This is a genomic window from Stackebrandtia sp., assembly GCF_035643755.1.
GTDB lineage: Bacteria > Actinomycetota > Actinomycetes > Mycobacteriales > Micromonosporaceae > Stackebrandtia.
In genome coordinates this window covers 1-20,159 of sequence record NZ_DASQPW010000143.1, presented here as the reverse complement: position 1 = coordinate 20,159, position 20,159 = coordinate 1, and the positions used below count along the sequence as shown (strand labels likewise).

Annotated in this window: 19 protein-coding genes; 11 read left to right on the top strand and 8 right to left on the bottom strand. The window is 71.7% G+C overall.

Going from position 1 to position 20,159, the window contains the following annotated elements:
- The first annotated feature begins 60 nt into the window (after window positions 1–60).
- The 8 genes from VE172_RS11080 to VE172_RS11045 are packed head-to-tail and all read left to right on the top strand — an operon-like array spanning window position 61 to window position 8,840.
- Entirely contained in the window at window positions 61–558 is a 498-nt protein-coding gene (locus VE172_RS11080; protein ID WP_324801219.1) for a ribose-5-phosphate isomerase, read from the top strand.
- Between the two features lie 24 nt (window positions 559–582).
- Complete coding sequence (locus VE172_RS11075) at window positions 583–1,665, top strand: ABC transporter ATP-binding protein (protein WP_324801216.1); 1,083 nt, start codon at window positions 583–585, stop codon at window positions 1,663–1,665.
- The gene (locus tag VE172_RS11070) at window positions 1,662–2,708 is read left to right on the top strand and encodes a 2-hydroxyacid dehydrogenase (RefSeq protein ID WP_324801213.1); all 1,047 of its coding nucleotides are present in this window, start codon (window positions 1,662–1,664) and stop codon (window positions 2,706–2,708) included. The genes VE172_RS11075 and VE172_RS11070 overlap by 4 nt, the downstream gene beginning before the upstream one ends.
- Window position 2,709: 1 nt before the next feature.
- Window positions 2,710–4,158 carry an FGGY-family carbohydrate kinase gene (locus VE172_RS11065; RefSeq protein ID WP_324801210.1) on the top strand — a complete coding sequence of 483 codons (1,449 nt, stop codon included), beginning with the start codon at window positions 2,710–2,712 and terminating at the stop codon, window positions 4,156–4,158.
- Entirely contained in the window at window positions 4,155–4,919 is a 765-nt protein-coding gene (locus tag VE172_RS11060; RefSeq protein ID WP_324801207.1) for a class II aldolase/adducin family protein, read from the top strand. The genes VE172_RS11065 and VE172_RS11060 overlap by 4 nt, the downstream gene beginning before the upstream one ends.
- Window positions 4,920–4,927: 8 nt before the next feature.
- Window positions 4,928–5,581, top strand: coding sequence for a class II aldolase/adducin family protein (locus VE172_RS11055; RefSeq protein WP_349258338.1), 654 nt, complete (start codon window positions 4,928–4,930; stop codon window positions 5,579–5,581).
- Window positions 5,578–7,284 (top strand): glycerol-3-phosphate dehydrogenase/oxidase, encoded by a 1,707-nt coding sequence (locus VE172_RS11050; protein WP_324801202.1) that lies wholly within the window; start codon window positions 5,578–5,580, stop codon window positions 7,282–7,284. The genes VE172_RS11055 and VE172_RS11050 overlap by 4 nt, the downstream gene beginning before the upstream one ends.
- On the top strand, window positions 7,281–8,840 hold the full coding sequence (locus tag VE172_RS11045; RefSeq protein WP_324801199.1) for a xylulokinase: 1,560 nt from the start codon (window positions 7,281–7,283) through the stop codon (window positions 8,838–8,840). Before VE172_RS11050 ends, VE172_RS11045 begins: the two co-directional genes overlap by 4 nt.
- On the opposite strand, the gene VE172_RS11040 is transcribed toward VE172_RS11045, so the two are convergent.
- From VE172_RS11040 to VE172_RS11020, 5 genes are read right to left on the bottom strand one after another with little or no spacing between them, the layout of a single operon-like run.
- Window positions 8,813–9,562: an SDR family oxidoreductase gene (locus VE172_RS11040; RefSeq protein WP_324801197.1), complete on the bottom strand. Its 750-nt coding sequence runs from the start codon at window positions 9,560–9,562 to the stop codon at window positions 8,813–8,815. The genes VE172_RS11045 and VE172_RS11040 overlap by 28 nt on opposite strands.
- Window positions 9,559–10,566, bottom strand: a complete 1,008-nt coding sequence (locus tag VE172_RS11035; protein WP_324801194.1) for an NADPH:quinone oxidoreductase family protein — start codon at window positions 10,564–10,566, stop codon at window positions 9,559–9,561. Before VE172_RS11035 ends, VE172_RS11040 begins: the two co-directional genes overlap by 4 nt.
- 12 nt (window positions 10,567–10,578) lie before the next feature.
- Window positions 10,579–11,688, bottom strand: a complete 1,110-nt coding sequence (locus VE172_RS11030) for an acyl-CoA dehydrogenase family protein (protein ID WP_324801191.1) — start codon at window positions 11,686–11,688, stop codon at window positions 10,579–10,581.
- Window positions 11,685–12,878 (bottom strand): acyl-CoA dehydrogenase family protein, encoded by a 1,194-nt coding sequence (locus VE172_RS11025; RefSeq protein WP_324801188.1) that lies wholly within the window; start codon window positions 12,876–12,878, stop codon window positions 11,685–11,687. Before VE172_RS11025 ends, VE172_RS11030 begins: the two co-directional genes overlap by 4 nt.
- 3 nt (window positions 12,879–12,881) lie before the next feature.
- Window positions 12,882–14,099 (bottom strand): acyl-CoA dehydrogenase family protein, encoded by a 1,218-nt coding sequence (locus VE172_RS11020; RefSeq protein ID WP_324801185.1) that lies wholly within the window; start codon window positions 14,097–14,099, stop codon window positions 12,882–12,884.
- A gap of 74 nt (window positions 14,100–14,173) precedes the next feature.
- On the opposite strand from VE172_RS11020, the gene VE172_RS11015 reads away from it, so the two are divergent.
- Both VE172_RS11015 and VE172_RS11010 read left to right on the top strand, forming a co-directional pair.
- Window positions 14,174–14,650, top strand: coding sequence for a MaoC family dehydratase (locus VE172_RS11015; RefSeq protein ID WP_324801183.1), 477 nt, complete (start codon window positions 14,174–14,176; stop codon window positions 14,648–14,650).
- A gap of 4 nt (window positions 14,651–14,654) precedes the next feature.
- On the top strand, window positions 14,655–16,142 hold the full coding sequence (locus VE172_RS11010; protein ID WP_324801181.1) for a class I adenylate-forming enzyme family protein: 1,488 nt from the start codon (window positions 14,655–14,657) through the stop codon (window positions 16,140–16,142).
- On the opposite strand, the gene VE172_RS11005 is transcribed toward VE172_RS11010, so the two are convergent.
- The 3 genes from VE172_RS11005 to VE172_RS10995 all read right to left on the bottom strand — a co-directional run bounded on the left by VE172_RS11005 (window position 16,139) and on the right by VE172_RS10995 (window position 19,466).
- A complete protein-coding gene (locus VE172_RS11005; RefSeq protein ID WP_324801177.1) occupies window positions 16,139–16,810 on the bottom strand; it encodes a TetR/AcrR family transcriptional regulator in 672 nt (223 codons plus the stop codon). The two genes, VE172_RS11010 and VE172_RS11005, sit on opposite strands and share 4 nt — an antisense overlap.
- Window positions 16,811–17,167: 357 nt before the next feature.
- Window positions 17,168–17,839 carry a response regulator transcription factor gene (locus tag VE172_RS11000; RefSeq protein WP_324801221.1) on the bottom strand — a complete coding sequence of 224 codons (672 nt, stop codon included), beginning with the start codon at window positions 17,837–17,839 and terminating at the stop codon, window positions 17,168–17,170.
- A 13-nt stretch (window positions 17,840–17,852) separates the two neighbouring features.
- Window positions 17,853–19,466: a sensor histidine kinase gene (locus VE172_RS10995; RefSeq protein ID WP_324801175.1), complete on the bottom strand. Its 1,614-nt coding sequence runs from the start codon at window positions 19,464–19,466 to the stop codon at window positions 17,853–17,855.
- 142 nt (window positions 19,467–19,608) lie between these two features.
- Here VE172_RS10995 and VE172_RS10990 point away from each other — a divergent pair.
- Window positions 19,609–20,159 (top strand): 3'-5' exonuclease (locus VE172_RS10990; RefSeq protein WP_324801172.1); only part of this gene is annotated, 551 nt, incomplete at its 3' end.

The following is a 20,159-nucleotide window of genomic DNA, read 5'->3' as shown; positions in this document are numbered from 1 at the left end:
GCTGTGCGCCGAGGCCGTCGGCCGGGTCCTGAACGACGACGCGCACGGAGGTGACCGGTCATGACGCAGCGACTGTGGCGCATCGCCGTGGGCGCCGACGACGCCGGATTCCAGTACAAGGAGGCCATCGCCGCGGACCTGACGGACGACACCCGGGTATCGTCCGTTGTGGACTTCGGGGTGGAGCGCGGCGAGACCACGCCGTACGCCAGCGTCGGGCTCGCCGTCGCCGAGTCGGTGGCGCGCGGCGAGGCCGATCGCGCCGTCCTCATCTGCGGCACCGGAATCGGCATGGCCATCAGCGCCAACAAGGTGCCGGGCGTGCGCGCCACCACCGTCAGCGACAGCTACTCGTGCGAACGCTCGGTCCTGTCCAACGACTGCCAGATCATCACCTTCGGGCAGCGCGTCGTCGGGCTCGAGCTGGCCCGCCGCCTTGTGCGCGAGTGGCTCGGCTACGAGTTCGACCCGGCCTCGCCGTCCAATTCGAAGGTGGGCGTGATCTCCGCCTATGAACGCCGCGGCGACCACGGCGACCACCCCCTGTCCTGTTCCTAACCCCCTGAGCCGACGGAGGACCCCATGAGCGACCTGGTTTTGCGGGACGTGCGCAAGACGTACCGCACCAAGGGCCGACCCGAGGTCGAGGCCGTGCGCGGCTTCGACCTCGACGTCCACAGTGGTGAACTGGTGGGCCTGCTCGGCCCGTCCGGTTGCGGAAAATCCACCACCCTGCGCATGATCGCGGGACTGGAGGACGTCACCGGCGGCGACATCGAGGTGGGAGGGCGGTCGATGATCGGCCTGCCGCCCCAGAAACGCAGCATCGGCGTGGCCTTCGAGAACTACGCGCTGTATCCGCCGCTGACGGTGGCCGAGAACATCGCCTTCGGCCTGCGGGCGCGGGGACGCCGCAAGGCCGACCGGGCGGCGCGCGTGGCCGACGTGGCCGGGCGCATCGGGCTGAGCGACATATTGGACGCCCGCCCGTCGGGATTGTCGTCGGGACAGAAACAACGGGTGGCGCTGGCCCGGGCGGTGGCCCGCGAACCGGAGGTCCTGCTGCTGGACGAGCCGCTGTCCCATCTGGACGCCGCGCAGCGCGACGTGACCCGGCGCGAACTGCGGCACCTGCAACAGGAACTGGGCTACACCACCATCCTGGTCACCCACGACCAGGAGGAGGCGCTGAGCCTGGCCGACCGCGTGGTGGTGATGAACGACGGCGTCGTGCAGCAGGTCGGGACGCCCGACGTGATCTACGACGACCCGGTGAACCTGTTCGTGGCGCGTTTCGTCGGCGAACCCGCCATGAACCTGTTGGACGGCACGCTCGCCGGCGACCGCGTGCGGCTGTCGCCCGACCTGGAGGTCCCCGTGACGATGCTGTCCGGCCACGGCGAGGGCCCGGTCACCGTCGGGGTGCGCCCCGAGGACGTCATGCTCGCCGAGCCCGACAACGCCGACGCCACCGGAACCGTCGTGGTGTACGAGGACCTGCGGGAGTACGGCCTGGCCACCATCGAACTGCCCGGAGTGGACACCCGCGTCGTGGCGCAGACCGACCCGGGCCTGACCCTGGCCCCCGGGGACCGGCAGCCGGTGTCGTTCCACGGCGACCGCACCTACCTGTTCGACGTCGAGACCGGGGAGCGGCGGCGATGACAGAATCCACCATCCTGGCCGCCGGCGACGAGTTCGTCCTGCCCGGCCTGTTCACCCGGGCCCTGCGCGCCGAACTCGGCGACGGCCCCGGCGTTCGCGAACTGGCGCTGCCGTGGCCGAGCGTCCCCTTCGGACCGGTGTCCGAGGTGGACGAGGCCGCCGGCGACGAGGGCCGGCTGATCGAGGCACTGTCGGGTGCGGACGTCGCGGTGACGCACCTGGCGCCGTTCACCGAGAAGGTCCTCGCCGCAGCACCGGACCTGCGCATGATCGCGGTGTCGCGCGGCGGACCGGTGAACGTCAATCTCGACGCGGCCACCCGCAACGGCGTGGCGGTGAGTTACGCGCCCGGCCGCAACGCCAACGCCGTCGCCGAGTTCACCATCGGCCTCATCATCGCCACGTGCCGCAACATCACCGCCGGGGGCGACGCGATCAACGCCGGCGACTGGCACGCCCGGTACTTCGCCTACGGCGCCGCCGGTTCCGAGCTTCACGGCTCCACCGTGGGACTCATCGGCTACAGCGCGGTGGGCCGCCGGGTGGCGCGGCTGCTGTCGGCCTTCGGCGCCACGGTCCTCGCCTACGACCCCTATGTGGACCGATCGGACTTCGCCGACGGCGTGGTGAAGGTCGACGACCTCGAGGCGCTGCTGGCCGCATCCCGGATCGTCAGCCTGCACCAGCGGCTCACCCCGCAGACGCGGGGAATGATCGGCGCGGCGCAGCTGGCGGCGATGCCGCGCGGCTCGGTGCTGATCAACACCGCCCGCGGCGGCGTCCTGGACTACGACGCCCTGTGCGACGCACTGGACTCCGGACAGCTCGGGTCGTGCGGGCTCGACGTCCACCCCACCGAACCCCTGCCCCTCGACTCCCGGCTGCGGCGCACCCCCAACGTCGTGTTGACCCCGCACATCGCCGGGTGCAGCCGCGACGTCGCCACGCTGGCGGCGACCATCTGCGCCGGCGAGACCGGCCGGTGGCTGCGCGGCGAACCCCTGGCCCACTGCGCGAACCCCGAGGTACTCAAGGAGATCTGACATGTACCTAGGCATAGACATCGGCACCTCGGTGACCAAGGCGGCGGCCTTCGACGGCGACGGCAGGCTGCTGGCCGTCCAGACCAGGCCCACGCGACTGTCCACACCGGCCGACGGCTGGTACGAACAGGACATCGACGACGTCGTCGGCTCCGTGGCGGAGGTGGTCGCCGGGGTGGCCGAGGCGGCGGGCGGGACCCCGCGCGCCATCGGCCTCACCGGCCAGGGCGACGGCGTGTGGCTTGTGGACGAAGACGGGGCGGCGGTGCGCCCGGCGATATCGTGGATGGACTCGCGCGCCGCGCCGATCCTCAGCGACTGGCTCGCCGACGGCACCGTCGCCAAGGCGTTCCGCCGCACCGGAAACACCATGTTCCCCGGTTCGGCCGGGCCGATCCTGGCCTGGCTGGAGCGCCACGAGCCGCGGTCCCTCGACCGGGCGGCGACCGCGGGCTACTGCAAGGACGTCGTCATGCAGCGCCTCACCGGGCTGCGCGCCACCGACACCTCCGATGCCTCCCTGCCGTTCCTGGACCCGCACCGGCGCGAATACGACCCCGAGGTGCTCGCGTGGTGCGGGCTGGAACACCGGCGGTCGCTGCTGGCGCCCGTCGCCGAACCGGTGCCGGTGGGGGAGTTGACGGCGGCGGCCGCGCGGCGGCTCGGGCTTCGGGCGGGGATCACCGTGACGTCCGGGCCCTTCGACCTGCCCGCCTGCGCGCTGGGCTCGGGCATCGTCGCCCCCGGCGACGGGCACCTCATCATCGGCACCACCCTGGCCTGCCAGGTCCTCAAGGACACGGTGGACACCGAGGTCGAGCCGAACGGGCTCACCCTGGCCACCGGCACGCCGGGCCGCTGGCTGCGCGCCATGCCCGCGATGGTCGGCACCGCCGCCGTCGACTGGGTGCTGCGGCTCATCGGCCGCGACCACCAGTCCCTCGAGGCGTTGCTGGCCGACAGCCCGGCCGGGGCCCGGGGCGTGACCTGCCTGCCGTTCTTCTCCCCGGCGGGGGAACGCGCCCCGTTCCTGGAACCGGCGGCGCGGGCCAACTTCGACCGCATCACCATCCAAACCAGACCGTCCGATCTGGTGCGCGCCACCTGCGAGGCGGTCGCCTATGCCGCGCGGCACTGCTTCGAGGCCGCCGGGCTCACCGGCGAGCTGGCCATGTGCGGCGGCGGCACCGCCAGCCCGACGTGGCTGCGCATCTTCGCCGACGTCCTGAACCGCCCGCTGAAACTGGCGCCGCAGCCCGAAACCGGCGCCCGCGGCGCCGCGCTGGCCGCCCGCCGTGTCGCCGAACCCGGCGCCGGCCTTGACGACTGGACCGCGCCGGAGGGCGTGGTCGAGCCCGATCCGGCCCGCGCGCGCGAATACGAGGAGCGATACGCCGCGTACCGCGTCCGCGTCGACGCCGCCCGCGCCGTCTGGAGGGAGACCGCGTGAACGCCCACTCGCCGACCGAACTGGTCGACCTGTCCCGCACCCTCGGCGACCCCCGCCGCGACCTGGTGATGCTCGCCGAGGGCAACACCTCGGTGCGCCGCCCGGGCGGGCGGATGCTGGTGAAGGCCAGCGGATCCCGGATGCCCACGGCGTCGGAAACCGACTTCGTCGAGGTGCGGATCGCGCCGCTGCTCGAGCTGGTGGCGTCCGAGACGGCCTCGGACGACCAGGTCGACGCGACCCTGCGGGACGCGCGCGTCGATCCCGGCCAACCGCGGCCGTCGATGGAGGCGCTGCTGCACGCCGTGTGTCTCGAGGAGGCCGGAGCCACCGTCGTGGCGCACACCCATCCCGTGGCGCTCAACGCGATCCTGTGCTCCGACCGGGCCGAGGCCCTCGTGGCCGGTGCGCTGTTCCCCGACCAGATCGTTGTGATGGGACGGCACAACCTGCTGGTGCCCTACGCCGACCCGGGACTGGCGCTGGCCCGGTCCGTCCGGGAGGGACTGCGGCGGCACACCGAGACCCACGGCGCCCCGCCGAAGGTCGTCTACCTCGCCAATCACGGCATCTTCGTGCTCGCCGACTCACCGGCGCAAGCACTGGACATCACCGAGATGGCCGTCAAGGCCGCGCGGGTGCTGACGGGCGCGCTGTCGGTCGGGCAACCCCGGTACCTCACCGAGGCCGCCGCCGACCGGATCGACAGCCGCCCCGACGAACAGCGGCGCCGCCGACTCCTCGCGGGGACCGGACGGTGAGCGCGGCGATGTTGCTCAAGGACGAACGCGAAGCGCTGGTGGAGCATTCGCGCAGGCTGCGGCCCGACGGCCTGGTGGTCGGCACCTCCGGGAACCTGAGCGTGCGCGCCGGCGACCTGGTGGCCGTCACCCCCAGCGGACTCGACTACGACGACCTGACACCCGACCTGGTGTGCGTGTGCGACATGGACGGCAACGTCGTCGACGGCGAGCTGGCGCCCACCAGCGAGATGCCGATGCACCTGGCCGTCTACCGGTCCACGGACCACAGGGCCGTGGTGCACACCCATTCCACCGCCGCCACCGTCGTGTCCACCCTTGTGGACGAACTGCCCTCGGTGCACTACCTGGTCGCCATGTTCGGCGGGCCCATCCGGGTCGCCCCGTACGCGACGTTCGGCACGCAGCGGCTGGCCGACAACACGCTGGCCGCGCTGGCCGACCGCGCCGGCTGCATCCTCGGCAACCACGGCACCCTCACCGTCGGGCCCGGCCTCCCCAAGGCGTACACGCTGAACATCTACCTGGAGTGGCTGTGCGAGGTGTGGCTGCGTGCCGACGCCGCCGGACGGCCGAGAATCCTTCCGGCCGAGGAGATCGAACTGGTGCGCCGCAAGGTCGCCACCTACGGCCAGACCGCCCGGGCGGGGGCCGCGTCATGAACGAACGGCGCACCCGCCTCGACCCGTCGCGGCGCGAGGCCGCCATCGCCGAGCTGGGTACGAGGGACTTCGACGTCATCGTCATCGGCGGCGGCATCACCGGCGCGGGCGCGGCCCTGGACGCCGTCAGCCGCGGCCTGAGCGTGGCGCTGCTGGAGGCCGGAGACCTGGCCTCGGGCACGTCGTCGCGCTCGGGCAAGGTGTTCCACGGCGGGCTGCGATACCTCCAGCAGCTCAACTTCTCGCTGGTGCGCGAGGCGTTGAAGGAGCGCGATCTCATGGTGGATCGCCTGTGCCCGCACCTGGTGTCGCCGGAGCTGTTCACGTTCCCGTTCACCCACCGCTGGCAGCGTCCCTACGTGGGCGCGGGCGTGCTGCTGTACGACCTGTTGCGGCTCACCGGAACCCGCAGCGTCCCCGGGCACCGGCACCTGTCCCGCAAGGGCGTGCTGCGCCGGTTGCCGGGCCTGAACCCGAAGCCCATCACCGGCGGCGTGCAGTATTACGACGTGCGCGTCGACGACGCCCGCCACACCATGACGGTGGCGCGCACCGCCGCCGGCCTCGGCGCGCGCGTCGTCACCCGCGCCGAGGTCACCGGCGTCCTGCGCGACGGCGACCGGGTCTCGGGCGTGCGGGTGCGCGATCGCATGAACGACACCGAGTTTCGGGTCCGAGGGAGGTCCGTCATCTCGGCCACGGGCGTGTGGGCCGAGGGCGTGCAGGCGCTGGCGGGGGAGGAGTCGATCTCGGTCACCGCCGCCAAGGGCATCCACCTCGTCGTGCCCGCCGACCGCATCGACGCGCACAGTGGACTGATCGCCCCGACCGACGACAGCGTGTTCATCATCCGGCGCTGGTTCGACTACTGGCTGATGGGCACCACCGACACCGCCTGGGACCACGAACGCGACGACCCGGCCGCCACCGCCGCCGATGTCGACTACCTTCTGTCCCAGGCCAACAAGTGGCTGGCCAGGCCCCTGACCCGCGACGACGTCGTGGGCGTGTACGCCGGACTGCGTCCCCTGGTCAGCGGCAGGAAGGGCGCCACGGCGGCCCTGTCGCGCGACCACACGGTCATGGCGGGCCCGTCGGGCATGTTCACCGTGGTGGGCGGCAAGTACACGACCTACCGCATCATGGCGCGCGACACTGTGGACGCCGCCGTGGCGTACCTCGGTGTGCGGGCGCCCGCCTCGGTCACCGACCGGCTGCCGATCCTGGGGGCCGATGGCTTTCGGGCGCTGCGCCACCAAAGCCGCGCGCTGGCCGAGGAGTCCGGTCTGGACGAGGCGTGGATCGGTCACCTGCTCGGACGCTACGGCTCGCTCACCGCCGACCTGCTCGACCTGATGGGCGACCGCCCGGAGCTGGCGCACCCGGTCCCCGGGGCGCCGGGATACCTTGCCGCCGAACTGTATTACGCGGCCAGCCACGAGGGCGCGCTGCACCTGGACGACGTCCTGGTGCGCCGCACCCGCGTCTTCATGGAGACACCCGACCACGGCGTCGCCGCCGCCCCGCACGCCGCCGCCGTGGTCGCCGAGGTGCTCGGCTGGGACGCGGCCCGCCAGGCCGAGGAGGTGCGGCGCTACCGCCTGGAACGCGAGGCCGACGCGCGCGCCGCCCAATCCCCGACCGACGCCGAGGCCATGACCGCACGGGAAAGCGCACGCGCCCAGGCGAAACCACGACCGTGAAGCCCGCGACGCATCGGGTCTCGCCGTTGGTCGTCGGCGTCGATGTCGGCACGACCTCGGCCAAGGCGGTGGTCGTGGACGACACCGGGAGGGTGCTGGGGGAGTGCCGCCGGGAGTATCCCACCGAGTATGTCGGATCGGGTGGGGCGCAACAGGACCCGCGCCACTGGTGGAGCGCGGTGGCGCACTGCGTCGCCGGGGCACTGGAGCGCTCCGACGCGGACGCCGCGTCCGTGGCGGTCGTCGGGGTGAGCAGCCAGGCGCCGAGCGTCGTGCTGCTCGACGACTCCGGCGAGCCGCTGGGCCCGGCGCTGCTGTGGATGGACCGCCGGGGCCAGGCTGAGTGCGACGGACGCGCCGCGGAGTCCGATCGTGTGATCGACTTGACCGGCAACCGCCCCGACTCCTATTACGCGGCACCGAAACTCGCCTGGGCCCTGGGCCGCGATCCGAGCCTGAGGACGCGCGCCGCGCGGGTGGCGATGGCCAACGGGTACGTCGTGCGCCGCCTGACCGGCGTGTCGTCCGTCGACACCGGCCACGCCGGTCTCAGCCTGCTGTACGACCTGTCGGCGAACCGATGGTCCACGGAGCTGTGTGAACTGTGGGGGATCCCCGAGTCGTGGCTGCCGCCGCTGTCGGAGCCCCACGAGGTGGTCGGGCGGGTGCACGCCGACGCCGCGCGCGCCACGGGCCTGGCGGTCGGCACGCCCGTGGTCGCCGGTCTCGTCGACGGCGCCGCCGCGAGCCTGGAGGCTGGCGTGCTGGCGCACGGCGACGTGTGCGAGATGACCGGGCAGTCCACCGTCGTCAACGCCGCCGTCGCGGCCGACAAGGCGAGGGCCCACGCCGGTGCGCTGACCGTGATGCCGTACGTCGTGCCCGGGCACCACCTGGTCTTCGGCTCGATGGTCGCCACCGGAGGCATCCTGCGCTGGTTCCGCGACCAGTTCGGACACTCGAACGCGGACGATGACGCGTTCGAGCGCCTGGACCGGCTCGCCGCGTCCGCCCCGGTCGGCAGCGGCGGACTGGTCATGCTGCCGTACTTCCTCGGCGAGCGATCCCCGATCTGGGACGCCGACGCGCGCGGCGCCGTGGTGGGGCTGTCCATGGCCAGCACCCGCGCCGACCTGGTCCGCGCGATACTGGAGGGCGCGGCCTACGGCCTGAACCACAACCTGGAACACCTGGCGGACACCGGAATCCGGCCCGCGGCACTGCGCGTCGTCGGCGGCGGCGCGCGCGGTCGCACCTGGAACCAGATCAAGGCCGACGTCACCGGCCTCGCGGTGGAGCTCCCGGGCGGGTCCATGGGCGCGCCCGTCGGCGCCGCCCTGGTTGCCGCCGCCGGTGTCGGGCTCATCGACGACCTGACGGCCGCCGCCCGGGCCCGCTTCACCGTCGCCCGGCGCATCCCGTCCGATCCGTCCCGCCACCGCGACTACGCCCGCCTATACCGCGTCTATCGCGAGCTGTACCCGTCCCTGGACCGCGTGCACGCGCTGCTGGCCGAGCTGCGCGGCGCTCAGTCGGCGGGGCCGCCGGACACGTAGATCACCTGCCCGGACACGAACGACGCGCCCTCGCTCGCGAGGAACGACGCCACGTGCGCGATGTCCTCGGGCCGCCCCACCCGCCCCACCGCCGTCTGCTCGGCGGCGGCCGCATAAAAGTCCTCAACGGACATTCCGAGGCGACGCGCGGTGCCCGCGGTCATGTCGGTGGCGATCAGCCCCGGGGCGATCGCGTTGACGGTGACGCCGAACTTGCCCAGCTCGATCGCGAGCGTCTTCGTGAAGCCCTGCATCCCGGCCTTCGCGGCGGAGTAGTTGGCCTGGCCCCGGTTTCCCAGCGCCGACGTGCTCGACAGGTTGATGATCCGGCCGCTTCGCAGCCGCGTCATGTGCTCCTGGACGGCGCGGCTCATCAGGAATGCGCCCCGCAGGTGGACACCGAGCACCGAGTCCCAGTCGTCCTCGCTCATCTTGAACAGCAGGTTGTCCCTGATGATCCCGGCGTTGTTGACCAGAACCGTTGGCGGGCCGAGCTCCTCGGCCACCCGCGTCACCGCGCCCGCGACGTCGTCGGCGCGGGAGACGTCGGCCCCGATGGCCAGGGCGCGGCCGCCCGCGTCGTTGATCCGCCGGACCCCGGCGGCGCAGCCGTCGGAGTCCAGGTCGATCAGGGCGACGTCGAGCCCGTCGTCGGCCAGCCGGGCGGCGACGGCCGCGCCGATGCCTCGTGCGGCTCCGGTGACGATCGCCGTCCGGGTCATGGCGTGCTCCTTGTCGTTGCCGGGGGTTCGCAGACGATGCGCCCGCTGGTGCCGCCGACGGCGAGCCGTTGTACGCCGTCGGCGGTGTCGGCGAGGCTCAGCCGCTCCGTGACCAGCGGCGTGATCGCGCCCGCGTCGGCCAGGGCGGTCAGCCGCCGGTGGCATTCCACTATGGCGTCGGGGTCGTGACGCAGATACAGTCCCCAGTGGAGGCCGATGATCGAGTAGTTCTTGATGAGCACGTGGTTGAGCCCGGGGGTGGGTATGGTTCCGCCCGCGAAACCGATCACGAGTATCCGGCCCTCGAAGGCGACGCACTTGGTGGAGCCCGCGTAGGCGTCGCCGCCCACGGGATCGAAGACGACGTCGGCGCCGCGACCCCCGGTGAACTCCTTGACCGCCGGGATGAAGTCCTCCCGCTGCCGGTCGATCACCAGGTCGGCCCCGAGGTCCCGGCAGTGGCGGGCCTTGCTCGCCCCGCCGACGACCCCGATGACGGTGGCACCGGCGGCCTTGCCCAGTTGCACCGCGGCGCTGCCGACCCCTCCGGCCGCGGCGTGCACCAGCAGGGTCTCGCCCTCGCGCAGTCGGGCGCGCCGGTGCAGCGCGAACCACCCGGTCTGGTAACCGATGCCCAGCGCCGAGGCCTCGGCGTCGCCCAGCGACTCCGGCGCCGCGAACGCGTTGGCCTCCTCCAGGATCGCCCGCTCGGCGAACGCGCCGCCCAGCGGCGTCGGATTGCCGATGACGCGGTCGCCGGGGGCGAAGCGGGTGACGCCGTCGCCGACCGCCGTCACCGTGCCGCACAGCTCGAGTCCGGGGGTCATCGGCAGGGGCGGCGACACCTGATATTGGCCCCGGCACAGCAGCACATCGGGGAAGCTGGCAGGTGCCGCCCTCACCGAGACCAGGAGCTGGCCGGGCCCCGCCGTGGGCTCCGGCACCTCCTCCACCGTCAGCACGTCGCCGGGCTCCCCGGTCTCGTGGAATCGCAACGCTTTCACAGTTGACTCCCGTCAGCAGGATGGCAGGTCGACCAGTTCGGACAGTCGACTTCGGTATTGGTGGCCCGCTCCGAGGGCGAGCTGGTCGCTCTTGGCCCGCTTCAGGTAGAGGTGGGCGGGGTATTCCCAGGTCATGGCGATGCCGCCGTGCAGCTGGACGCATTCCTCGGCGGCGTGGACGGCGGCGTCGCCGCAAAACGACTGGGCGACGCAGGCGGCGATCTCGGCGTCGGCGTCGTCGCGCGCGAGGCAGTCGGCCGCGTAGCGGGCCAGGGCCCCGGTCTGTCCCACCTCGAGCCATAGATCGGCCATGCGGTGCTTGACCGCCTGGAACGATCCGACGGCGCGGCCGAACTGGCGGCGTTCCTTCACATAGGACAGAGTCGCCTCCAGGCACCAGGACGCGACGCCGTACTGCTCCGACGGCAGCAGCGCCGCCGCGCACCACAGCGCCCGCCGCACCGCCTCGGCGGCGTTGCCCGAATCGACCCTTGTGGAGGACGCTCCGGACAGCGTGATGTCGGCCAGCGGGCGGGTCATGTCCAGCGCCGGCGTCGGGGTGATGGTCACCCCGTCCGCGGGAAGGTTCACGGTGTGCAGCTGCTGGCCGTCGGGGCCCGACGCGGCGACGACGAGCACGCTCGCCAGTTCGGTCCCGGCCACGGTGGTGACGCGTCCGGTCAGGCCGGAGTCGTCGGCGGTGACGGTCGACGGCCACTCGCCCGGCGGCGTCGACAGTGGAACGGCGAGGGCGGCGGTGACGTCGCCCAGCGCCAACCGCCGCACGGTGTCCCGCTCGCCGGCGGTCAGCAGCGCCACCGTGGCCAGCACGGCGCTGCTCAGGTACGGCACCGGCGCCGCCGCTCGCCCGAGCTCCTCCATGACGACGGCCGCCTCCCTGGCCCCCAGTCCGGCGCCGCCGAGGGACTCGGGCACCAGGATCCCGGCCAGGCCCAGGTCCGCCGCCACCGCCTTCCACAGCGCGGACACGGTCGGGGAGGAGTCGTAGACCGACAGCACCCGGTCCGGCGGGCACCTGTCGGCCAGCAGCCGCCGCAGGCTGTGGCGCAGCTCCTCCTCCGTCTCGTCGTACAACAGATCGGCGGCCGGGGCGAGGTTCATCGCGGCAGGTCCTTCCAGGCGGTGTCCTTGTCGACGCGCCGCTCGGCCTCCAGGCCCAGCACCCGCTCGGCGATGACATTGCGCAGGATCTCGGAGGTGCCGCCCTCGATGGAGTTGCCCTTGGCGCGCAGGTAGCGGTAGCCGGGCCCCCGCCCGGTGTAGTCCACTTTGTCGGGACGTCGCATCGTCCAGTCGTCGTATCGCAGGCCGTCGGCGCCGCGAAGCTCGAGGTCGAATCCGCTGATGGCCTGCGCCGCGCGCGCGAACAGCACCTTCATGCCGGAGCCCTCCGGTCCCGGCTGCCCGACCTCCAGCTGCTGGCGGAGGCGTTCGCCGGTGATCCTGATGGCCTCGGCGTCCACCCACAATCGCATCAGCCGGTCGTGCATCGCGGGATGTCGCCACTGTGGATTCTCGCGCCAGGTGGCCGCGACCTTGCCGATCATGCCGCCCTCGCGGGGAGCGCCGGAGCCGATCGCGACCCGCTCGTTGTTGAGGGTCGTGGTGGCGACCTTCCAGCCCTGGCCGATCTCGCCCAGCCGGTGGGAGTCGGGGACGCGGACGTCGGTGAGGAACACCTCGTTGAATTCCGCTTCGCCGGTGAGCTGCCGCAGCGGACGGACCTCCACGCCGGCCGACCTCATGTCGACCAGGAAATAGGTGAGCCCGGCGTGTTTGGGGAGACCGGGATCGCTGCGGGCCAGCAGGATCGCCATGTCGGCGTGGTGCGCCCCCGACGTCCACACCTTCTGCCCGGTGATCGACCAGTCGTTCCCGTCGCGTTGGGCGCGGGTGGCCACGGACGCCAGGTCGGAGCCGGCCTCGGGTTCGCTGAACAGCTGGCAGTACACGTGGTCGTTGGTGAAGATCGGCCGCAGGAGTTCCCGCTTCTGGTCCTCGGTGCCGAAGGCCAGGATGGTGGGCGCCGCCATCCCCAGGCCGATGCCGTTGTGCTGCTTCAGGAGGGCGGGCGCGCCCGCGGCCCCCAGCAGGGTGTCGACGAGTTCCTGGAAGCCTTGCGGCAGACCGAGACCGCCCAGACCCGGCGGATAGTTCACCCGTGCCAGTCCGGAGTCGAAGAGCGCGCCGCGGAAGTCCCGCGGCTCGGTGGTGCCGGGGTCGTGGCGCCGCAGCAGGTCCCGCACCCGGTCGGTCAGGTCCCGCTCGGTGTCTTGACGCGTTGCCGCCATGCCTCAGTCCTCCACGTCGTATTTGCGCAGTTCCCGCCGGGCGATGGTCCGCTTGTGCACCTCGTCGGGCCCGTCGGCCAGGCGCAGGGCGCGCACGTGCGTCCAGGCCATCGCCAGGGGAAAGTCGTCGGTGACTCCGCCTCCACCGTGCACCTGTATCGCGCGGTCGATGACCGTGAGGGCCACGCGCGGCACGGCGACCTTGATCGCGGCGATCTCGGTGGCGGCGGCCCGATTGCCGTCGGTGTCCATGACGTATGCGGCCTTGAGCGTCAGCAGCCGCGCCATCTCGATGTCGATGCGCGCCTCGGCGATCCAGTCCTGGACGTTGGAGCGGCTGCTCAGCGTCTGGCCGAAGGCCGTGCGCGAGCGGGCCCGCGTGCACAGCAGCTCCAGGGCCCGCTCGGCCATGCCGATGGTGCGCATGCAGTGGTGGATCCGTCCGGGGCCGAGCCTCGCCTGGCTGATCGCGAAGCCCTCGCCCTCGCCCTTGAGCAGGTCGGCGGCGGGCACCCGCACGTCGGTGAAGGTGATCTCGGCGTGTCCCTCCCGGTCCTGATAACCGAAGACGGGCAGGTTGCGGACCAGGGTGATTCCGGGCGCGTCGATCGGCACCACCATCATGGACTGCTGCCGGTGCGGCGCGGCGTCGGGATCGGTCTTGCCCATCACGATCAGCACCCGGCAGTTCTTGTGAAAGGCGTTGGAGGCGAACCATTTGCGGCCGTTGAGGACGTAGGAGTCGCCGTCGCGTTCCATCCGCAGCTCGATGTTCGTGGCGTCGGAACTGGCGACCGCGGGTTCGGTCATGGCGAACGCCGAGGCCATGGTGCCGTCCAGCAGCGGCTTCAGGTACCGACGATGGTGCTCCGGCGTGCCAAAGAGCGTGAGCACCTCGATGTTGCCGGTGTCCGGGGCGTTGCAGTTGCACGCCTCGGGGGCGATGAAGCTGCGGCCCATGATCTCCGCCAGCGGCGCGTACTCCAGATTGGTCAGTCCGGCACCCCACTCGGGGTGCGGGTGGAACAGGTTCCACAGGCCGCGCCGGCGAGCCTCGGCCTTCAACTCCTCCAGCACCGGCGGGTGGAAATGCGGATCACCCGATTCGCGCATCTGCTGGTCGTAGACCGGCTCCGCGGGGTAGACCCGGGACGTCATGAACTCCCACAGCGCCCGCTGAAGCGCCTGGGCGCGGTCGGACACCGCGAACAACTCGGACATCAGCGCTCCTTCGGTCGAGGCCCCACAACTGTATAGTTGAATCTGACATCAATTTCAATACCGTACGGCATTCTATGATGGACACAAGCTCCCCTCCGGTGCGCCCCAAGAACCTCGACGACCTCACAGCGTTGGTCGGCGTCGAGCTCGGCCCCACCGCGTGGCATCACGTCACCCAGGACGCCATCGACGCCTTCGCCCAGGTCACCGGCGACCACCAGTGGATCCACACCGACCCGAAACGCGCCGCCGACTCGCCGCTGCGCGGCACCATCGCCCACGGTCTCTACAGCCTGTCACTCGGCCCGGCGCTGTCGGCCGAACTCCTGCTATTCGACGGCTTCGCCCACGGCCTCAACTACGGCTACGACAAGGTCCGTTTCCCCGCGCCCGTGCCGGTGGGCTCCCGGATCCGCATGCGCGCCACCGTGACCGCCGCCGATCACGTTCCCGGCGGCATCCAGGTGACCTCCCGGCAGCTGTTCGAGTGCGACGCGGCGGCCAAACCCGTGGTCGTGGCCGTCTCGGTGGCCCGGGTGGTCGAGAGGTGACCGCATGGCCAACGTGATCGACCCCGTCTGCCGCAACGCCGCCGCCCACCCCGACGCCGTCGCGCTGCGCGGCGGCGACGACCACTGGACCTACCGGCAGCTGCGCGACGCCGGCCTCGCCTACGTCCAAGCGCTCGCCGACACCGGCATCGCCGTCGGCGACCGGGTGCTGTTGACCGCGCCGTCGGTGCCGGAATTCGTGGTGGCGTACCTCGGAATCCAGGCCGCCGGCGCCGTCGTCGTGCCGGTCAACACGATGGCCACCGAGGCGGAGATCTCCTACGTCCTGACCGACGCGGGCTGCCGCCTCGCCATCGCCTGGCACGAGGTCGAAGCCGCGACCTCCCGCGCGGCCACGGCCCGCGACATCCCCTCGTGGACACTTCACCATGGACAGTTCAAGGACGCCACGCCGAGCGCCACGGTCACCGACCGGCGCCCGGACGACACGACGGCCATTCTCTACACCTCCGGCACCACCGGGCGGCCCAAGGGCGCGCAGCTGACGGTGGGAAACCTGCTGGCGGCCGGCGAGATCGGGGCCGAGTGCAGCGGGGCGACGCGCGACGACCGGTCCGGCACCGCGCTTCCGCTGTTCCACGTCTTCGGGCAGGCCTCGGTCATGATGCCCGCCCTGACCGCGGGCGGATCGCTGTCGCTGCTGGGACGCTTCGACATGAACGCCCTGCGCGACATGATCCGCGACCACCGCATCACCCACACCGCCGGCGTGCCGACGATATGGAACGCGTTGCTGCACGCCACCTCCGCCACCGACCCACGGGACTTCGCGGCACTGACGGTGGCGGTGTCCGGCGGCGACACGCTGCCGGGCCGCATCGCCCGCGCCTTCGACGAACGATTCGGCTGCACGGTGCGGGAAGGCTACGGCCTCACCGAGACCGCCGCCTTCGGCACCTTCAACCAGCTCGACCGCGCCGCCAAGATCGGGTACGCCGGGCGCCCCGCGCCGCGCACCGAGGTGGACATCCGCGACCGCGACGGCGGGCCATGCCCCCCGGGCGTCATCGGGGAGGTCTACATCAAGGGCCCCACCGTCATGAAGGGCTACTGGAACCGGCCACAGGAGACGGCCGCGGTGCTCGGCGCCGACGGCTGGTTCCGCACCGGCGACCTGGGCGAGCTCGACGGCGACGGTTTCCTGCGCATCGTCGACCGCATCAAGGAACTCATCATCCGCGGCGGCTACAACGTGTATCCCAGCGAGGTCGAGGAGGTGCTGTACGCGCACCCCGACATCGTCGAGGCGGCGGTGATAGGCGTCCCCGACGACCACTACGGACAAGAGGTCGCCGCCGTCATCGTCGCCCGGCCCGGCTGTGAGCTGACCGAAACCCAGGTCTCGCGGTGGACCCGCGAACAGCTGTCGGCCTACAAGATCCCCCGCATCATCCGGTTCGTGGACGCGCTACCCAAGGGCCCCAGCGGAAAGGTGCTCAAACGCGCCATCGACGTCTCGGGGCTGAGCTAGTCCCGCTGCGGCAGCCGCAACGCGTTCACCCACAGCCGGGTGGCCGTGGCGACGAGTTCCTCGAAGCGCGCCGGATCGGCCGCCTCGTCCGGCTCCACCACGAAATGCCAAAAGCCCAGCCGACTGACCATGCTCGACAGCGCCCGCGACGCCAGCATGGGATCCAGGGTGGCGTCGGCCAGGCCCCGTTCCTGAAGCCCGGCGATGCTGCGCGCGTTGCGTCGAATGAAGGCGTCGCCGCGGCTGTGGCGCAGCCTGCGGAACTCAGGGTCGACATTGGACACCTGCTCCAGCAGGCCCATCAGCCGCGCGTTGCGCCGGTACGCCGCGAAGTACGCGCGATTGCTGGCCTCGACGATCGCCACCGGATCGTCCCGTGTGTCCACATGCGGCATTCCCGGGTGCATCATGTCCTCCTGGGCGCGCGCCATCACCGCGGCGAAGATCTCCTCCTTGCCCGCGAAATAGGTGTAGAACGTCCCCGTCGAACAGCTCGCCTCCTTGGTGATGTCGGTCAGGCGCGCGTCCAGATAGCCGTCGCGTTCGAAGACCTTGCGCGCCGCGGCGATCAGCGCCTCCCACGTCCGCTTGCCGCGGCTGGTGATCGGGGGTTCACGCAGCAGCGACTCGCGCGCCAGGGACGGCGGTGGCTCGTCGCTCGGATTCATCCTGCTGGTTTCCGACATGGTCTCAGTGAACCCGACATCCCCCGTGAGGAAGTCAGCGCACACCCGCCAACGGCGATGACCACGCGCGAGCCGGGATCGTCATGGTCAGTCGCGGTGCGGGGAAAGTCGGATGTCGACCGGGCGGGGCTTATTCGCGATCGGGGCCATCATCGAAGACGACCCCGATCGCGTTCCTCCCGCCCAACCGAAGCCGCTGCTTCCTCACGGGGGTTTCCTCTATCAGGGGTTACCGGGGTTTCTGTCGCGAAGTGCTGCAAAGTCAAGCAGCTGAACCGGGTTAGCGGTAGTAACGAACGTCCAGAAGACTTGGCCGATAGATACACGCCCATCGGATCCTCACTCGTCGCGCAGCATGCCCGCGTCGTGCGCGATGATCGCCGCCTGCACCCGGTTGGCGCAGTCCAGCTTCGTCAGCATCCGGCTGACGTGCGCCTTCACCGTTCCCTCGCCCAGAAACAGCCGCTTGGCGATGTCCGCATTGGACATTCCGGAGCCCAGCAGCACCAGGATCTCGTGCTCGCGGTCCGACAACTCCGCCACCCGGGCCTTGGCGCGCTCGGCGCTGGCGCCGCCGAAGTTCCAGCCGTGCTCGATGAGGGTGCGGGTGACCTCCGGCGACAGGATGGCGTGGCCGTCGTGCACCACCCGCACCGCGCGGATCAGCTCGCCCGGGGCGCTGTCCTTCAGCAGGAACCCCGCCGCGCCGGCCCGCAGGGCCGCCGCCACGTTGCGGTCGTCGCCGAAGGTGGTCAGGATGATCACCCGCATGCTGGGCTTGAGCTCGCCGACCCGTTGCGCCGCACGGATTCCATCCATCCCCGGCATCTGGATGTCGAACAGCGCCACGTCGACGCGGTGCCGGGCCGCCAGCTCCACCGCCTCGGCGCCGTCGGAGGCCTCGGCGACCACCTCGATGTCGTCGGCGTGCTGCAGGATGAGCCGGATGCCCTCGCGCACCAGCTCCTGGTCGTCGGCCAACAACACCCGGATCGGCTTGTCGCTCGTCATCTCCACGCCCGCCTCACTGTCCCACCCGAACCTTGAACTTCATGTCGTCGTTGAGCAGGTCGCGGACGAAACACAGCCGCCACACCGTGATCGTGGCGCCGCCGTCGTCACCCATCACCCGATACCAACACTGCCGGTCGCCCGACGGCGGCTTGGGTTCGTGGCCGTGGGCCAGCGTGCGCACCAGTTCGTCGGAGTGTCCCAGGATCGCCTCGACGTCGCCGCGCGGCATGCCCGGCGCCACCAGGTCGTCCAGGGACGAGTCGGGCACCTGCGGGGCCGGGACCACCAACAGCGTGAACGCGAACAGCGCCGACACCGCGATCAGGCCCAGCGTCAACAGCGCCGGGATGCCGACGCGCTGCCGCAGCGCCGCGAACCGCCGCGGCGGGGAGGCGGCGTCGAGCGGCTCGACCGCGCCCTCGGGGTCGATCGTGCCCGGTTCCACCTTGCGGCTGGTGCGCGGCAGCCGCGCGGTGACGGTGAAACCGCCGTCGGCGCCCGGGCCCGCCTCGAAGTGCCCGCCGAGGATCTCCACGCGCTCCCGCAGCCCCACCAGGCCGCGCCGCGACCCCGAGGTGTCGCCGTGCCGTGTCGGGTCGGGGCCGTTGAGCGCCGTGACGCTCACGTCGTCGTCGGTCACCGCGACGGTCACGTGCGCCTCGGAACCGGCGGCGTGGCGGTGGACGTTGGTGAGGCATTCCTGGACGACGCGCTGCACCGCCTGGCGGACCACGGGACGCACCGGCTCCAGGTCGTCGCCCTCCCACGCGAGGTCCACCTTGACGCCCGCGGCGCGGGACTGCTCGACCATGGTGCGCACGCCGTCGCTGCCGCCGGTGGCGTCGCCGTCGGTGGACGCGTCGCTGGTGGTGAGCACGCCCAGCACCTCGCGCAGTTCGCGCAGCGCCGCGGCGGCCGAGTCCTGCACCAGCGCGGCCTGGCCGTGCAGCTGCGGGTCGCTCTCGGTGCTCAGCTGGAGGCTGCCGGAGTACAGCGAGATCAGGCTGAGGCGGTGTCCGATCGCGTCGTGCATCTCCCGGGCGATGCGGTGGCGCTCGGCGAGCCGGGCGGCGGCGTCGGAGACCCGCCGCGACCGCTCCAGCGCGTCGGTGCGGCCCCGCAGCGCCTCCAGGAACCGCTCGCGCTGGCTGATGACGCCCGCGGCCACCACCGGCAGCACCGCGCAGGTCACCGTGATCGTCACCAACACGTTGACGGTGTCCCACACCCAGATCGTTCCCCAGGGGATCGACGCGGCCACGCCGCACACCACGGGCGCCACCACCGCCAGCACCAGCAGCAGCCAGGTGCGCATCACGCGGCGCGCCGCCACCCGGTACGTCACGACCGCCAGCATCGGCGCGGCGATCGGCAGATACGCCGCCAACAGCGGCGCCAGCACCGCGCACCAGCGCGGGTAGCGCCGCGCGGCCACGATCAGCGCGGCGGCGGCGGTCACGGCGGCCCACAGCGGCGGGATGAAGTGCTGCTCGAAGATGGTCGACGGGTTGAGGTTGTCCTTCAACTCGTACATCAGCAGGGCAACGAGCGCCACGACGCACAGCTCCCCGGCGACGCGCCACACGACGGTGCGCCACGTCCTCTTGTCAGCCGTTTTCGCCACTTGTCCGGTCTCTTTCAGCCCAACTGCCTCGCCACATCGTAATGACTCGGAACGGACCGTGGACGGTTCAGGCGTCGCGGCTGTCGTAGGGCTCGGCTACGATCCGGAACCATCATCAAACCGTCTGCGGTGCGAGTGAGAAATGTACGCGGTCATAGACCTGGAAACGACCGGCCTGTTCAATCGCGACCGCGTGGTCGAGATCGCGATCGTTCACGCCGACTCCCACGGTGAGGTGACCGGGAGCTGGCACACCCTGGTCAACCCGCACCGGGACCTCGGCCCCCAGTCGTGCCACGGGGTTCGGGCCGCCGACGCCCGCCGGGCCCCGGACTTCGCGCAGATCGCCGGCGACGTGGCGCGCCTCCTGGCGGGGCGGGTCCCGGTGGCGCATAACATCGGCTTCGACTGCCGCCTGCTCAGCGCCGAGTTCCTCCGGCTCGGGGTCGACATCCCGAATCTCGCCGAGTACGGCGTGTGCACGATGTCGTGGGCCGCGGAGTTCCTGTCCGGCGGAGGCGGGCTGGCCGACTGCTGCGCGGCGGCCGGCGTCGACAACGACCGGCCGCACGAGGCCCTGTCGGACGCGCTGGCCGCGGCGGGCCTGCTGCGGTACTACCTGGAGGCGGCCGGGGGAGCGGCGCCCTGGGAGGGGCTGCACGACACCGCCGCCGACGCCGACTGGCCGCCCAT

What these genes read in the sequence shown, in the direction of transcription:
- VE172_RS11080 (WP_324801219.1), top strand. Translation starts at nt 61, where the DNA reads ATGACGCAGCGACTGTGGCGCATCGCCGTGGGCGCCGACGACGCCGGA.
- VE172_RS11075 (WP_324801216.1), top strand. Translation starts at nt 583, where the DNA reads ATGAGCGACCTGGTTTTGCGGGACGTGCGCAAGACGTACCGCACCAAG.
- VE172_RS11070 (WP_324801213.1), top strand. Translation starts at nt 1,662, where the DNA reads ATGACAGAATCCACCATCCTGGCCGCCGGCGACGAGTTCGTCCTGCCC.
- VE172_RS11065 (WP_324801210.1), top strand. Translation starts at nt 2,710, where the DNA reads ATGTACCTAGGCATAGACATCGGCACCTCGGTGACCAAGGCGGCGGCC.
- VE172_RS11055 (WP_349258338.1), top strand. Translation starts at nt 4,928, where the DNA reads ATGTTGCTCAAGGACGAACGCGAAGCGCTGGTGGAGCATTCGCGCAGG.
- VE172_RS11050 (WP_324801202.1), top strand. Translation starts at nt 5,578, where the DNA reads ATGAACGAACGGCGCACCCGCCTCGACCCGTCGCGGCGCGAGGCCGCC.
- VE172_RS11040 (WP_324801197.1), bottom strand. Translation starts at nt 9,562, where the DNA reads ATGACCCGGACGGCGATCGTCACCGGAGCCGCACGAGGCATCGGCGCG.
- VE172_RS11030 (WP_324801191.1), bottom strand. Translation starts at nt 11,688, where the DNA reads ATGAACCTCGCCCCGGCCGCCGATCTGTTGTACGACGAGACGGAGGAG.
- VE172_RS11025 (WP_324801188.1), bottom strand. Translation starts at nt 12,878, where the DNA reads ATGGCGGCAACGCGTCAAGACACCGAGCGGGACCTGACCGACCGGGTG.
- VE172_RS11020 (WP_324801185.1), bottom strand. Translation starts at nt 14,099, where the DNA reads ATGTCCGAGTTGTTCGCGGTGTCCGACCGCGCCCAGGCGCTTCAGCGG.
- VE172_RS11015 (WP_324801183.1), top strand. Translation starts at nt 14,174, where the DNA reads ATGATGGACACAAGCTCCCCTCCGGTGCGCCCCAAGAACCTCGACGAC.
- VE172_RS11010 (WP_324801181.1), top strand. Translation starts at nt 14,655, where the DNA reads ATGGCCAACGTGATCGACCCCGTCTGCCGCAACGCCGCCGCCCACCCC.
- VE172_RS11005 (WP_324801177.1), bottom strand. Translation starts at nt 16,810, where the DNA reads ATGAATCCGAGCGACGAGCCACCGCCGTCCCTGGCGCGCGAGTCGCTG.
- VE172_RS11000 (WP_324801221.1), bottom strand. Translation starts at nt 17,839, where the DNA reads ATGACGAGCGACAAGCCGATCCGGGTGTTGTTGGCCGACGACCAGGAG.